The sequence below is a fragment of the Blautia massiliensis (ex Durand et al. 2017) genome (genome assembly GCF_001487165.1).
Classification (GTDB): Bacteria; Bacillota; Clostridia; order Lachnospirales; family Lachnospiraceae; genus Blautia_A; species Blautia_A fusiformis.
The window spans coordinates 2,477,631-2,491,870 of the sequence record NZ_LN913006.1 but is presented as its reverse complement, the minus strand read 5'-3'; the positions used below and the strand labels follow the sequence as shown (position 1 = coordinate 2,491,870).

At 43.7% G+C, this 14,240-nt stretch carries 12 protein-coding genes; 9 read left to right on the top strand and 3 right to left on the bottom strand.

Features of this window, described 5'->3' with window-relative positions; translation table 11 throughout:
• Positions 1 to 34 precede the first annotated feature (34 nt).
• The gene (queF, locus tag BN3261_RS12370) at positions 35 to 529 is read left to right on the top strand and encodes a preQ(1) synthase (protein WP_059086405.1); all 495 of its coding nucleotides are present in this window, start codon (positions 35 to 37) and stop codon (positions 527 to 529) included.
• An 85-nt stretch (positions 530 to 614) separates the two neighbouring features.
• Here the strand turns inward: queF and BN3261_RS12365 are convergent, their stop codons facing one another.
• Together BN3261_RS12365 and BN3261_RS12360 are read right to left on the bottom strand one after the other, a co-directional pair.
• Positions 615 to 1,694, bottom strand: coding sequence for an NAD(P)H-dependent flavin oxidoreductase (locus tag BN3261_RS12365; protein ID WP_059086404.1), 1,080 nt, complete (start codon positions 1,692 to 1,694; stop codon positions 615 to 617).
• A gap of 268 nt (positions 1,695 to 1,962) precedes the next feature.
• Positions 1,963 to 2,382, bottom strand: coding sequence for a PPC domain-containing DNA-binding protein (locus BN3261_RS12360; protein WP_059086403.1), 420 nt, complete (start codon positions 2,380 to 2,382; stop codon positions 1,963 to 1,965).
• Positions 2,383 to 2,717: 335 nt separating this feature from the next.
• Between BN3261_RS12360 and BN3261_RS12355 the strand changes: the two genes are divergently transcribed.
• The 4 genes from BN3261_RS12355 to BN3261_RS12340 all read left to right on the top strand — a co-directional run bounded on the left by BN3261_RS12355 (position 2,718) and on the right by BN3261_RS12340 (position 5,743).
• The gene (locus tag BN3261_RS12355) at positions 2,718 to 3,044 is read left to right on the top strand and encodes an L-rhamnose mutarotase (RefSeq protein ID WP_059086402.1); all 327 of its coding nucleotides are present in this window, start codon (positions 2,718 to 2,720) and stop codon (positions 3,042 to 3,044) included.
• Positions 3,045 to 3,078: 34 nt separating this feature from the next.
• Positions 3,079 to 4,128 (top strand): uroporphyrinogen decarboxylase family protein, encoded by a 1,050-nt coding sequence (locus BN3261_RS12350; protein WP_015526635.1) that lies wholly within the window; start codon positions 3,079 to 3,081, stop codon positions 4,126 to 4,128.
• 14 nt (positions 4,129 to 4,142) lie between these two features.
• Positions 4,143 to 4,958, top strand: a complete 816-nt coding sequence (locus BN3261_RS12345) for a methyltetrahydrofolate cobalamin methyltransferase (protein ID WP_059086401.1) — start codon at positions 4,143 to 4,145, stop codon at positions 4,956 to 4,958.
• 146 nt (positions 4,959 to 5,104) lie between these two features.
• Complete coding sequence (locus BN3261_RS12340) at positions 5,105 to 5,743, top strand: corrinoid protein (RefSeq protein ID WP_015526633.1); 639 nt, start codon at positions 5,105 to 5,107, stop codon at positions 5,741 to 5,743.
• 120 nt (positions 5,744 to 5,863) lie between these two features.
• Here BN3261_RS12340 and BN3261_RS12335 read toward each other — a convergent pair whose 3' ends face one another.
• Positions 5,864 to 7,111 carry a uroporphyrinogen decarboxylase family protein gene (locus BN3261_RS12335; RefSeq protein ID WP_110925806.1) on the bottom strand — a complete coding sequence of 416 codons (1,248 nt, stop codon included), beginning with the start codon at positions 7,109 to 7,111 and terminating at the stop codon, positions 5,864 to 5,866.
• Positions 7,112 to 7,330: 219 nt separating this feature from the next.
• On the opposite strand from BN3261_RS12335, the gene BN3261_RS12330 reads away from it, so the two are divergent.
• The 4 genes from BN3261_RS12330 to BN3261_RS12315 all read left to right on the top strand — a co-directional run bounded on the left by BN3261_RS12330 (position 7,331) and on the right by BN3261_RS12315 (position 14,210).
• Positions 7,331 to 9,634 carry an extracellular solute-binding protein gene (locus BN3261_RS12330; RefSeq protein WP_059086400.1) on the top strand — a complete coding sequence of 768 codons (2,304 nt, stop codon included), beginning with the start codon at positions 7,331 to 7,333 and terminating at the stop codon, positions 9,632 to 9,634.
• A 167-nt stretch (positions 9,635 to 9,801) separates the two neighbouring features.
• A complete protein-coding gene (locus tag BN3261_RS12325; RefSeq protein ID WP_059086399.1) occupies positions 9,802 to 11,394 on the top strand; it encodes a response regulator in 1,593 nt (530 codons plus the stop codon).
• A gap of 3 nt (positions 11,395 to 11,397) precedes the next feature.
• The gene (locus BN3261_RS12320) at positions 11,398 to 13,206 is read left to right on the top strand and encodes a cache domain-containing sensor histidine kinase (protein ID WP_015526628.1); all 1,809 of its coding nucleotides are present in this window, start codon (positions 11,398 to 11,400) and stop codon (positions 13,204 to 13,206) included.
• On the top strand, positions 13,203 to 14,210 hold the full coding sequence (locus BN3261_RS12315) for a sugar ABC transporter substrate-binding protein (protein WP_059086398.1): 1,008 nt from the start codon (positions 13,203 to 13,205) through the stop codon (positions 14,208 to 14,210). Before BN3261_RS12320 ends, BN3261_RS12315 begins: the two co-directional genes overlap by 4 nt.
• Positions 14,211 to 14,240: the final 30 nt, after the last annotated feature.

Here is a 14,240-nt window from a genome sequence, read left to right as displayed (position 1 = left end):
TAAATATCCGTTTGACCATAGAAAGGAAAAAAATATGAGCAGAGAAAACCTGGAAAAAGAAGGGATCACCCTTCTCGGAAATCAGAAAGTAAAATATCCGGACAATTATGCTCCGGAGGTACTGGAAACATTTTTGAACAAGCACCCGGACAACGATTACTTTGTAAAATTTAACTGCCCGGAATTTACAAGCCTTTGTCCCATTACCGGACAGCCGGATTTCGCGACGATCACGATATCCTACGTACCCGGTGAAAAAATGGTGGAGAGCAAATCTCTGAAGCTGTATCTTTTCAGCTTCCGCAATCACGGAGATTTTCATGAGGATTGCGTGAACATCATTATGAAGGATCTGATCCGTCTCATGGATCCGAAATACATTGAGGTCTGGGGAAAATTTACGCCGAGAGGCGGCATTTCCATTGATCCATACTGCAATTACGGAAAAGCCGGAACCAGATGGGAGGAGATTGCCTGGAAACGCCTTGCAGAGCATGACATGTACCCGGAAAAGATCGATAACCGGTAGAAAAACTAAAAGTCCCTGTTTTCACTGCGAAAAGCAATGAAAGCAGGGGCTTTTTGTTTAGGTGCCTGACAGCGCAGGTTTATCTTTATGACAGCCGGATGCACTCCGATTCTGTGCCAAACAGATCAGCGATCACATCGTGCACGGTTTCGATCTTATCTGCCATATAGGCCTTTGCTCCGCAGAACAGCAGGCCGTTTTCCACGTCGCCCTTTACGGCGGCGATCAGCTTGTCTGTAATGCAGTAAGGGATCTCGCCGGGGGAACATTTGGCAAGGCAGCGGTGGCAGGGACTGTGCGGGATCTTTTCTCCGGCCATGACGTGCTGCATGAAGGGATTCATAATGGCACGTCCCGGCATACCTACCGGACTTTTTACAATGGCAATGTCGTCCTTTGCGGCGTGGATCAGGGATTCTTTCAGCCGGATGTCTGCGTCACATTCTTCCGTTGGGATAAAACGGGTGGCGACCTGAACGCCGTCCACACCAAGATCAAGGACATGCTTTACATCCTCGTGCGTGGCGATGCCGCCGGCAGCTACTACAGGGATTTCCGTGCCGAATTTTGCGGCATAGCTTTTTACAGTCTGGACGATCTTTCGGATCTCATTGTCGTAGGCTTCCGGTGTATAGGAATCCAGATCTTCCTTGTGGAAGCCCAGATGACCGCCTGCCTGGGGACCTTCGATCACCACAAGGTCTGCAGTGCGCTTGTACTTTCTTTCCCAGTATTTCAGGATGACCTTTGCAGATTTGTCCGTTGAGACGATGGGGGCGATCTTTGTTTTGCTTCCGCTGACAAGAGCAGGGAGCTCTGTAGGAAGTCCTGCACCGGAGATGATCAGGTCAGCGCCGGCATGGACAGCGGCTTTTACATGAGATGCGTACTCCTTCAGTGCAACCATGATGTTGTAGCCGATGATACCGTCAGGAGAAATCCTGCGTGCTTTTTTCATCTCGGACAGGATAGCCCGCTGGTTGGCTTCTTCGGTATTCCGGTCGAAATCCTTTTCCCGGTAGCCGATCTGAGCGGTGGAAATGATTCCGATCCCGCCTTCCTTTGCAACGGTGCCTGCCAGACGGCCAAGGCTGATGCCAACGCCCATTCCACCCTGGATCAGGGGAAATCTTGTAAGTTTATCACCGATTTTAAAATTCTTCATAATGATCAGATCCTCACATTCATTTGCGTTCTTTAAATGATTTTAATATAAAATAGTTTTATCATCAAAGTATATCATAACAGGGAAATTTGTCAATGTATATGTAGGAAGGTTGAATCAGGGAGATGTGATGATTTGTCGGTATAGCTTTTCGGAATAAGAAAAGGGTGAGCTGACAGCATTATGCTGAGTAGTTTCACCCTTTTTATGTGTGATGAAATTTTAAACTGTAAAGCAGTAGACAGTGGTCGAAATCCCTCTGACAAAATCAGAACTTAAACAGATTCAGTCCGATATCCTCGCTGAACTCACGACCGATCTCTCCGTCGATCACCTGGATCTGGATCTCGGCGGTAGCACTGATGATGGCACGGTTCAGATGACCGCCGTGTACAAGGCCTTCTTCGTCACCGGCTGCGATGTGGAGATGAAGATAAACTTCGCCGTCCTTGCGGGTAACGGTACCAGTAAGAGAAACAATCTCATAAGCTCCCTGAAATTGGATAGAGTGGTATTCCTTTGTTACGGTGTTGTATACACCTGCGGTGAAATCATTGATGGCACCAAGGCCTGTGACTTGTGCAAGGCGGATGTTCTCTTTCTCTGCAACCTTGCCGATCTCCTCCAGGATCTCTTCCTTCGGATCAAGTCGAAGATAGATCGTGTTTCCAAAACGTCTGTATTCCATGATAAAAAACCTCCCTGTAAATTCTTTGATTTTCCCATTGTCTGAGTATGATTTCAGTATAATACATTCCTGTTTTTATTCAATAGTTACATTAATCAGATTACAGCACTTCCGGAGATTGTTGCATCATGCTCTGTTCAACTTCTTTTTAATGTATTAATTTCTGGAATTGCTATAGGTGTATTTTTTACATGTTCAGATTTTTTACATGAAAAAAAGGACTAAACCGATGAAAATATTGAATTTATATTTTTACCGGCTTTTTTTATAATGATTTTCATAAAGAACGGAATGTAAGAACTGTAAACTGGAAGCAGCAGGGAAAGGGTGAAAGTATGAAAAAAAGATTTGGTCAGATGATCAAGGTAAAACCGGAAAAGCTTGCCGAATATAAAAAATGGCATGCAAATCCAATGCCGGGCGTAAATGAAATGATCAAAGAATGCGGCCTGAAAAATTATTCTATCTACAGCAGAGGAGAATATCTTTTTACATATTTTGAGTACGAAGGCGAAGATTTTGATGCAGATATGGCAAAGATGGCAGCAGATCCGGCAACACAAAGATGGTGGGATGTTGTAAAACCGCTGATGTCACCCCTTCCTGACAGAGCAGAGGGCGAATTCTGGTCAGATATGGAAGAAATTTATCACCTTAACTAATAAGCAAAAGCAATAGATATGGAGGAAAAGAAACATGAACAGTAGAGAAAGATTTATCGCAACTGTAGAAAGAAAACCGGTAGACAGACCGGCCTGCTGGCTTGGTGATCCGACACCGGAGGCAGTTCCTGCACTTTGCGATTACTACCATGTAGACAATATCAAAGAACTGAAAAAAGTATGCGGAGATGATTTCTACGCAGTAGAGATCCCGTACAAATCCCCGACATGCTCCGCAATTTTCGCGGCATTTGACTGGTATATGAACGGAAGCAACGTAGATACAGAGCACAGAACACTGACAGCAGACGGATGCTTTGCACAGTGTGAGGATCTTGAAGATGTGGAGGCAGTGAATTTCCCATGGCCGGATCCGGAGCTTTATATCGATCCGGAAGAGTGCCGCCGTCTTGTTGATGAGGCACCGGATGATAAAGTAGTTATGGGTATGCTCTGGGCCTGCCACTTCCAGGATACCTGTGCTGCATTCGGAATGCAGACATGCCTTATGAACATGGTTGCAGAGCCTGAGATGGTACATTATGTAGATGATCATATTGTAGATTTTTATCTGAAAGCCCTTAAGATTTTCCTTGAGGCAACAAAAGGTAAAGTACAGGCAATCCTCATCGGTGATGATGTAGGAAGTCAGAGAGGCCTGATGATCAGCCCGGCTCTTATCAGCGAGTTCGTTATTCCCGGAGCAAAGAAACTTATCGATCTGGCACACAGCTATGGCGTAAAGGTTGTATATCATTCCTGCGGATCTATTGTTGAAGCTATCCCGCTTCTCATTGAGGCTGGCGTTGATGTTATCCATCCGATCCAGGCACTTGCAGCAGGTATGGATCCTGCAAACCTGAAAGATAAATTCGACGGAAAGATTTCTTTCTGCGGCGGTGTTGATACACAGGATCTTCTTCCGAACGGAACACCGGAGCAGGTAGCTGCAAAGGTTAAAGAGCTTCGTACCTACTTCCCGACAGGCCTTATCGTATCACCAAGCCATGAGGGATTACAGCCGGATGTTCCGCCAAGCAATATCAAGGCGCTGTTTGACGAAGCAACCAAGATCTACGAATAGGGAGGAAGAAAAATATGATTATTATTGGAGAAAAAATCAACGGTTCCATTCCTTCTGTTGCAGAGGCTATTGCAAAAAGAGATGCGGAGTTTATCAAAGACCGTGCAAGAAAACAGGCAGAAGCCGGAGCAACATTTATCGATTGCTGTGCATCTGTTCCGGAGGAAGAGGAAGTTGAAACACTGAAATGGATGATCGACTGTATTCAGGAAGTAACAGACCTTCCGATTTCTGTGGACAGTCCAAGTGCTGATGTACTGATCCAGGCTTATAAATTCTGTAAACGTCCGGGACTTTTCAATTCTGTATCCGGCGAGGGCGACAAGATCGACAAGATTTTCCCTGTTATGGCACAGGAAGAAAATAAAGGCTGGGAAGTTATCGCTCTTCTCAGTGATGATACCGGAATCCCGAAAAATGCAGCAGACAGACTTCGCGTATTTGATAAGATCATGGCAAAAGCCAAAGAATACGGAATCGCTCCATCAAGGCTCCACATTGATCCGCTGGTAGAGATGCTTTGTACATCTGAGAACGGAATTGAGACAAATATCGAGGTTATCACTTCTGTTCGTGAGCAGTATCCGTCCATTCACATTACAGCAGCGATCAGCAATATTTCTTTCAACCTGCCGGTTCGTAAGCTGATCAACCTTGGATTTATGGTACTGGCTATGAATGCCGGACTGGACAGTGGAATCCTTGATCCGACAAACAGAGACATGCTTGGCCTTATTTATGCAACAGAAGCTCTTCTTGGAGAAGATGACTACTGTATGGAGTACATCGGAGCATACAGAGAGGGTCTTATTGGACCTGTAAAAAAATAATCAGGATCCCTTCAGGTTTGCAGAGCCTGCGGAGGACTCTGCAAACGAATCCCATAAAAAATACGATAAAAGCTGAGATGAGTGCGAAAAATTATCAGCCTGTCCGTAGCAAATAATGAATATACATAATATTTGGAGGTAGAACAATGTCAAAAATCGAAGAAGTTGCAAAATTAGTAGAAATCGGTAAAGCGAAACTGGTAGGAAAAGCAGTGCAGGAAGCTCTTGATGAAGGCTGCGATCCACAGGAGATCTTAAATAAAGGTATGATCGATGCCATGGCTGTTGTAGGTGAGAAGTTCAAAAATAATGAGATCTTTGTACCTGAGATGCTGGTAGCAGCAAGAGCCATGAAAAAAGGTGTTGAGGTTCTGAAACCGCATCTTGCATCCGGAGCTACAGGCGTAAAGGGTAAACTTATCATTGCAACAGTAGCAGGAGACCTTCATGATATCGGTAAAAACCTTGTTGCCATGATGATCGAGAGTGCAGGCTTCGAGGTTATCGACCTTGGTGTTGACGTTTCCAATGACAAGATCATCGAGTGCTACAGAGAGAACCCGGATACAAAGATCATCGCTCTTTCCGCTCTTCTTACAACAACAATGCCTGCACTTCGTGATGCTGTAGATGCACTGAACAAATCTGATTTCAGAAGCAATATCAAGGTTATGGTCGGCGGAGCACCGATCACTCAGGAATTCGCAGACGAGATCGGCGCAGACGGATATTCCGAGGATGCTGCAAGTGCTGCAACACTGGCAAATCAGCTGATCGGAGCATAACTGAATAATCCAACCGCTTATGATAAACCTATGCCATCAGGGATACCGTATGGAACAGAATTCAGAGATTCTGTTCATGCGGCATCCCTTTTGGGGTTTTAGAAACATATTGTCTGTACTTTATCTTCTGGCATCCTCAACAGCTTTATACATAGCCATGATATTCTGAGGAGGAACATCACCGAGGATGTTGTGCTCCTGGTTGAATACGAATCCGCCATCCTGGAAGAAGATATCGATCATGCGTCTGCAGTAGTCGTAAACCTCTTTTTCAGTTCCCATGTTCAGAATTTTTCTGGTGTTGCATCCGCCGCCCCAGAAGGTGATATCTTTGCCGTATTCCTGTTTCAGTCTGGCAGGATCCATATTGGCTGCTGATGTCTGAACCGGATTAAGGATATCGAAGCCTGCTTCTGCCAGATCTCCGATGACCGGGAAGATGGAACCGCAGGAGTGGAGGAATGTCTTCATGCTGCTGTGTTTATGTACATACTCATTAATCTTTGTATGATACGGTTTGAATAAGGTACGGTATTTTTCCAGGGACATGAACATGTTGTTGTTCATTCCGAGGTCATCACCGAAACGGACGATATCTACGATTCCGTTAAGGTACTTACATGTGTTTTCCAGGTTTTTCAGGTGGCGTTCCAGAAGCTGGTCATTAAGTGCAAGAACCTGCTCCGGTTCCTCATAAATATCCATGAGATAATTTTCCATTCTGCGAAGGAAAGTTCCCCATTCGAAGAAGTTGCATCCGCAGGTGATCATCAGGGCACGGTCTGTGCTGTTCTTCAGTACAAGACATCTCTCACGAAGTGTTTCCCAGAAATATTTTTCGTTGGAATGATCCCATGGACTGTGAACCATAGCACTCCAGATAACCTTTCCCATCTCTTTATCCAGATCATTGTAGTTTTTCGGGTAATCTTCTTTATATGGGAAGTACTGCTGGTCAAAACACATTCCGCCGTTTGGCATCTTGGCAATGAGTGTGCCCTCGCAGTCAAAATATTCATAAGAGCCATCTTTGTTATGTCTCGGCCTGAACCAGCCCGGCCACTGTGCGGCAACGCCGTTTGATAAGGTTACATCGTACCAGTTGGAGTCTTCTGTGTTAAATACACGGCCAACGTCAAGGACGTCAGCTCCGATGATATCAAGAACCTGGATCTCAGGCTGAGCTACCTGCTGTACCACATCGTAAATACGGTTGTGGCCTGTTGTGATTCCAAGATATTCTTTTAATTTTCCGTAAGCCATACCACTGATTCCGGCACTTACGTTGCTTCCCAGATCCATTGGAAGGGAATCAGGATTCTGATGATTGACAGACGCCATTACACGTTCTCTGGGTGTCATTTTCATATATATTTACCTCCTGTAGTTTTTCATTTGCTTCAACTTATAACTACATTATGTGAAAAAAAAGTGTGTGTTTCAATACGATTGCCGGAATAAAAATCTAAACGTTTTACTACGAATTTTACTATGTTGAATGAAGCGGATCTCATAGGACATATAATGAAAAACAGATAAAAACAGAGAGAAAAACGACGAAACAGAAGCATTTGAAGGGACATAAAAATGATAACATTAAAAGACGTTGCAAGGGAAGCAGGTGTATCCATAGCAACCGTTTCCTGCGCACTGAGCGGAAAGAAAGCAGTCCGTCCGGAAACCTATACAAAGATAATGGACGCTGTGGAGAAGCTGAAATATATTCCGAATTATTCTGCCAGAAATCTGAAAAAAAAAGCCAGTAATATGGTAAGCGTGCTGCTTCCGGGAATGAGGAGCCAGTTTTACTCAGGGCTCTTTGACGGAATATCTTCTTATCTTCAGTCCCATGGATATTCCATTAATATTGCGTTTTCCAATGATTCCGCAGATGTTGAATGTACGAAGATCGACGAATTTATTACCCAGAATTCAGCAGGGCTTATTATCGTGACGACACAGCCCGGTAATACAGCTTTTTTTCAGAACCACATTATGGATTATCAGATTCCGGCGGTTTTTGTTGAACGTGAGCCGGATTCGGTGTTCTGTAATTATGTAGGATTTCGTCATTACGATACCTTTTACAGCATAACAAAACAGGTTCTGGAACAGGGATACCGGGATATCAGTATTGTCTGTGGTCCTCTTGAGTTTTCTTCTGAGCGGAATTATGTCCGGGCATGCAGAGATGCCATGGAAACACTGGGAGAAGATTTGGCACCGGAGAAGATATGTGCGACGAATTTTACCAGAGAAGATGCATTCAGCAGTTTTATGAAAATTTTTTCCAGGAAGCCGCCGGAGGTTTTGCTGTCAACAAGTCGTGAGATCACATATGGAATTCAGACTGCCATGGAATACTGCGGATTGCGAACCCCGGAGGATATTGTTCTGATCAGCTGTTCCGAGGAATCCTGGATCAACATCAATCAGAATGATGGTGTGATCAAAATCTCCAGAAACAGTACTGTTCTGGGGGAGCAGGCAGCCAGGATACTTTTGCAGAATATCCATAACCCAAGGCTGTATGAGCAGATTATACAGGAGATTGATTTTTCGGAAAAGGATATCCGGCTTGTGAGTCTGCCGGAAAAAGAAAAGCAGCAGAAACAGAGCTTCCGGATATCCTGCAGAGAGAAAATCCGCTTTCTGTCAGTGGACAATCCGACTATCCAGGCACTGCAGCTGCTTACCGGACATTTTGAAGCGGAAACCGGGATTCAGGTAGAGTTTCATTGTGTACCTCAGAACCAGCTGCTTTCCATGATTTCAGAGTCCTGTGCTACGCTGACGCAGACCTATGACTTTTATACCTATGATGTTCCGTGGCTGGAATATATGGTTCAAAATATGTGTCTTGCAGATATTTCTTCCTTTATTGAAAGTGACAGCTTCAAAAAGGATCAGTTTTTTCAGTCAGGCTTCCGGAACTGCCAGTTGAACGGACGGTATTTCGGAATCCCGGTGAGCGGAGGAACACAGCTTCTTTTCTACAGAAAAGACCTGTTTGAAAACAGGGAGCTTCAGACTGAATACCAGAAAAGGAGTCTGATATCACTTCGGGCACCGAGAACATGGAAGGAATTTAATGATGTGGCTGCCTTTTTTACAAGGAAGGAGAATCCTGCGTCACCTACAGAATACGGAGCTTCTTTTGCGGGAGCGATCGATGAAGAACTGGCACCGGAGATCCTGATCAGGCTCTGGGCCTGCGGCGGAAAGCTGTGGGATAATTATCATAGGCCAACCTTTCATACGAAGGAGAACAGAATGGCTTTTGAGAGTATTCTCCATACGCTGGATTATATACCGGAGAAAGATATGAACAAATCTATCACTCAGACAGTAGATGATTTCTGTACAGGCAGGACAGCTATGCTGATCACATATTCAGAGTTTGCCCATGGAATAAACCAGCGGGTGAAAGAGAATGTATCCGGTCGGATCGCTTCCGGTATGGTTCCGGGAAAAGCACCTGCCAGTGTAGGATGGAATCTGGGACTGAATCCTTTTTCCTCACACAGAGAAGCTGTCTGCCGATTTTTTTCCTGGCTGTGCAACAGTGATACGAATCTGTATCTGACTATACTGAATGGTGCGTCAACAGTTGTGACACCGTACCGCAACAGTGAGCTTCTGAAGCTGTATCCCTGGCTGGTCAGCACTGAGGAGAGCCTTCAGTATGCAAAAAGACGAAACAGTCCGTATCGAAAGAATCGCCTGATTATTCCTGTAGAGCAGATTGAGAAGATCATGTGTCAGGCTCTGCGAAAAATATACCAGGGAGATATCTCTATTGAGGAGGCTCTGAAAGCAGCACAGGAAGAGGCGGATCACCTGTTCAGCATGTATGGATATCCAACGATTCACGAAATATTCAGAAGATGACGAAAAACCACGTTTAATAATTTTTGTAATATGCAATATACACAAGAATAATTGTGGGAAAAGTTGTAACTTTTGTGAAAATATAGTATAATCAACAAAAAAGTGCACGAAAAACAGACAAAAATTATATATAATCACGGGCGATGTACAGATGGGAGGGGAAGAAAATGTATACACTTCTGATTGCTGATGATGAACCTCTTATCCGCAATGGGGTGAAAAAGATCATAGACTGGGAATCTCTGGGATTTTCGGAGATTTTTCTTGCGGAGGATGGACAGGAGGCACTGGATATTATACGGAAAAATCATGTGGATCTTGTGCTGACAGATATTGTGATGCCGTTTATGGATGGTCTGGAGCTGACGGAGATCCTTTCAAGGGAATTTCCGCAGATCCATGTTGTGATCCTCACTGGACATGAGGATTTTCAGTATGCACAGAAATCTGTCGGACTTGGAGTGAAGAACTATATCCTGAAGCCTATCGGTGCCGAAAGCCTTTATAAGGAAATGAAGGAGATCTGCGAGAAGCTTCATATAGAGAACAGCCAGAGACAGTATATCCAGTCAATGAAGAATCAGCTTCGCCAGAGCCTGCCTGTACTTCAGGAACAGACACTGAACAAGATTGTCTGTTCTGCAGACCGTAATCTCAGGCTGTATCTGGAGAGGGCAAAAAGCCTTCAGCTGGATATGAGCCAGGCACCATATGAGATTGGAGTCATGGATCTTGATATGGAAAATATTTCAGGGGCAGATTATGATCTTTATCTTTTTGCATCGCGGAATATTGTGAAAGAATGTCTGGGAAAAGAACATTATGTTTTTGAAGATGGAAAAGACAGAGTGGTAATTTTGTTTCGCTGCGGTACACTTGAAGCAGAATCGCATGATCTTATTTATGATGTCCTCTGTATTATCCAGAAGTCTATCTATAACACGATCCGGCTGAAAACCACCTGTGCACTGGGGACAACGGCAGCCACCCTGGATGAACTGAACCAGGCCTACCGCAATGCAAAGAAAGCACTGGAGTGTAAATATTCACTGGGAAGCAATAATGTTTATGATATTGAAGACCTGAATTATCTGGAGCGTTCCTTCTATTATCCGCAGCAGGAACTTCACCATCTTACTAAGAGTATCATGATCGGCAATACGGAAGAAATCGAACGAGCAGTACGTTCTGTATTTCGTGACAATGGAAAGGACGGTTCCCTTTCCGGAAAAAATGTCAAGGTTATTTATATGGAGGCAATGAATGCGCTTTTGAGAGAACTTGCCGGGCTTAAGGATATCCCGGATGAAATGTGGAACAGAGGATTTGTATTATACCAGAAATTTGAAACATACAGTTCCCTAAGAGAGATGGAGGATGAGCTGATCCGTTTTGCATGCAGTATCCGTGACGAAATGAATTCTGCTCAGACAAACAGTGGAATGCAGGTTATTGACAAGGTGAAGGATTATGTAATGAGAAATTATAAAAATCCGGAGATTTCCCTTACATCAGCAGCGGAATTTGCATCTGTCAGCACAGGATATTTAAGCGGACTCTTCAAGAAAGAAGCGGGAACGAATTTTGTAAAATATCTTACAGATGTCCGTATGGAAAAATCCATGCAGCTGCTTCGATCAACAGATATGAAAACCTATGAGATTGCTTATGAAACAGGATTTTCCAATCCTCATTATTTCAGTGTTTCTTTCAAAAAATATACAGGAATTTCTCCTTCCGAGTTCAGGGCAAAGGAGTAAGCCATGAAGAAAAAACAGAAAAGCAGCCTGAAAAACCGGGCCCTGAGTCAGACAGCGGTGCTGATTATTGTTACCATGTGTATTATGGTTACTGTTTTTTATATGGTCTTTCATTCAAGGGCATTTAATGAACGGGGAAAGTACGAAGAAGAAAATCTGGTAAATATGGAAGCCTATCTGAACAGCTATCTGGAGGAAGTGGATTCCATTGCAAAAAATGTAAATTATAATTATTATCTTCAGGATTATCTGGAAACTGTGATCAAAGAAGAAGATGATTATGTGGATAGCGGAATCGGAAAAAATATGCGTTCTTATGAGATGAGCTCCCAGGCATTCAGTGACACCTTACTTTCCAGGGCAGATATTTCCTCCATTATGATTTTTGGAAAGAAAAAAATGCTCCTGAACAGATCTATGTATACCTATCAGAAGGTCGCATTGGATTATTCCAAGCTGGACTGGTATGCGAAGGCAGTGGCAAAGCCACAGGATGCAATTATCACAGGACCTAACAGACATTCATTTTTTGACACAGATGATGAGGTGATCTCACTGAGCAGGGAAGTCCAGAGCTATGAAAACGGAACCTTCCGAGGTGTGATCCTGATCAATCTGAATATGAATAAGATCACGGAGATCTGTAATTCTTTTCAGGAAAAACAGGAGAATTTTATATGTATTATAAATGATAAGGGCGAGCTGGTTTATGAGCAGCAAAATGGAAGAGAACGCTTCGCTTTTGATGAGAAGGAAAACCGTCAGGAGCTGAATACAGCACTTGGGAAAACGAAGGAGAGCTGTTTCAGGCTGAACTACAGAGGAGAGAAATATCTGGTAACCAGAACCGATATGAAAACAACAGGGTGGACTCTGGTAAGTATGGTTCCGTACAAGTCTGTGATGGCAGAAACAATGGCAATCAGTGGGGTAATGATCCTGGCTGTGGCAATTACTCTTATAGTAACCCTGCTTCTGCTTAACCGGATTCTTACAGGAGTAGTAAAGCCTCTGAAAAAACTGGAAAAATATATGGTTCAGGTTAATCCGGATAATATGGATCAGCGTATGGAAATTCTTACAGACGATGAGATCGGACATTTGTCAATGAAATTTAATCAGATGATGGACCGTATCCGGAATCTGAAAGAGCAGGTGATCGAAGAACAGGAAGATAAGCGAAAGTACGAGCTTCAGGCTCTGCAGGCACAGATCAATCCGCATTTTCTGTACAATACGCTGGATTCCATTATATGGATGGCAGAGACAAATGACTCAAATATCGTGGCAATGACAGAAGCACTGGCAAAGCTGTTCCGGATATCCCTGAACAAGGGAAATGAAGAAATCTCTCTGGAAAGGGAGCTGGAGCATGTGAAAAATTATCTGATCATTCAGAGTATGCGTTATGCAGATAAATTTACATATGAAATTTCAGCAGAGCCTGGTGTGGAACGGTGCAGGACGATAAAGCTGATCCTGCAGCCGATAGTGGAAAACTGTATTTATCATGGCATCAAAAAGAAACGAGGAACAGGAAAGATCACTATCCGGGCGTACAGGCGGGAACAGAATCTGATCATAGAAGTCAGCGATGACGGATGCGGAATGCCGGAAGAAATATGCAGGAAAATCCTTTCTGATGAGATCGAATCTGAGAATATCAGCGGTTCCGGAATCGGAGTCAAAAATGTAAATGAACGCATCCAGCTCCGTTTTGGAAAGAAATACGGTCTGAGCTATTCATCAGAAGAAGGCGTTGGAACGACAGTGACTTATGTTCTTCCATATAATGAGGGAGGCAGTATATGAATAAGAAGCATATGAAAAAAAGGCTCCTGATTTTTGCGGCGGCAATTTTGATGATAATAACGACAGTAACTGTTCATTATAAAACAGAAGTCAGATCTGAGGCAGCCGGTATAAAAACGCAGCAGGAAACAAAGAAAAAAATAATCGGTGCCACCCTTGCATCCAGTCAGGCCAGTTATCAGTATGCTATTGGAAATCTTCTTGTTGCAGAAGCAGAGAAAGATCCGGATTATAAGTTGGAAATCCAGTATGCAGAATGGAATGTAAAAAACCAGGAAGAGCAGATGAGGGATTTTATCCGGAGAAAGGTTGATGCCATCATTTTTTGTCCGGTTAATGCGAAATCCTATCTGAATGTACTTCGCGAGGCAAAGAACGCCGGAATCCCTGTGATCAATCTGAATATGAAGGTGGATACTGTATCTGCGGAATATATTACAACTTATGTAGGGGCAAGTATGTCGGAAGAGGCTGATCTGGCAGGTCAGCTGGTGGTGGAATGTCTTAATGGAAAAAAAGGAAAAGTGGGAATCATAGAAGGTTCTCAGGGAACAGATCCCCAGATTTACAGAACACAGACATTTCTGGAATATCTGTCCAGTTATCCGGACGTTGAAGTTGTGGGGATTGAAGAAGCCAACTGGTCCCGGGCAAAAGCAGGTCTGGCAGCATCCAGACTTCTTTCCCAGAATCCGGATATCAATGTATTTTACTGCCATGACAGCAATATGGCACTGGGAGTTTATGATATGCTGAAGGCAAGAGGAATACAGGACAAGATCCAGGTAATAGGAATTGGAAATGAAACAGAGCATATGGAAGCGGTAAAGAGTGGAAAGCTTTATGGTATTGTAACCCAGCCGCCGGAATATGAAGCGGAATATGCATGGAGCTGTGCAAAAAGAGCTGCTTCGGGAGAAATCCTGAGACTGTGGTATAAGAACCTGGTGGTAAGCCTTACAAAAGATAATATAGACACTTATTTCAGACCGTCACTGGATTAAAAAAAGGACTGTCACTGATGTGAAAAATAA

Excerpts from the sequence above, each read along its gene's own strand:
- queF (WP_059086405.1), top strand. The coding sequence starts at position 35 with ATGAGCAGAGAAAACCTGGAAAAAGAAGGGATCACCCTTCTCGGAAAT.
- BN3261_RS12365 (WP_059086404.1), bottom strand. The coding sequence starts at position 1,694 with ATGAAGAATTTTAAAATCGGTGATAAACTTACAAGATTTCCCCTGATC.
- BN3261_RS12360 (WP_059086403.1), bottom strand. The coding sequence starts at position 2,382 with ATGGAATACAGACGTTTTGGAAACACGATCTATCTTCGACTTGATCCG.
- BN3261_RS12355 (WP_059086402.1), top strand. The coding sequence starts at position 2,718 with ATGAAAAAAAGATTTGGTCAGATGATCAAGGTAAAACCGGAAAAGCTT.
- BN3261_RS12350 (WP_015526635.1), top strand. The coding sequence starts at position 3,079 with ATGAACAGTAGAGAAAGATTTATCGCAACTGTAGAAAGAAAACCGGTA.
- BN3261_RS12345 (WP_059086401.1), top strand. The coding sequence starts at position 4,143 with ATGATTATTATTGGAGAAAAAATCAACGGTTCCATTCCTTCTGTTGCA.
- BN3261_RS12340 (WP_015526633.1), top strand. The coding sequence starts at position 5,105 with ATGTCAAAAATCGAAGAAGTTGCAAAATTAGTAGAAATCGGTAAAGCG.
- BN3261_RS12335 (WP_110925806.1), bottom strand. The coding sequence starts at position 7,111 with ATGAAAATGACACCCAGAGAACGTGTAATGGCGTCTGTCAATCATCAG.
- BN3261_RS12330 (WP_059086400.1), top strand. The coding sequence starts at position 7,331 with ATGATAACATTAAAAGACGTTGCAAGGGAAGCAGGTGTATCCATAGCA.
- BN3261_RS12325 (WP_059086399.1), top strand. The coding sequence starts at position 9,802 with ATGTATACACTTCTGATTGCTGATGATGAACCTCTTATCCGCAATGGG.
- BN3261_RS12320 (WP_015526628.1), top strand. The coding sequence starts at position 11,398 with ATGAAGAAAAAACAGAAAAGCAGCCTGAAAAACCGGGCCCTGAGTCAG.
- BN3261_RS12315 (WP_059086398.1), top strand. The coding sequence starts at position 13,203 with ATGAATAAGAAGCATATGAAAAAAAGGCTCCTGATTTTTGCGGCGGCA.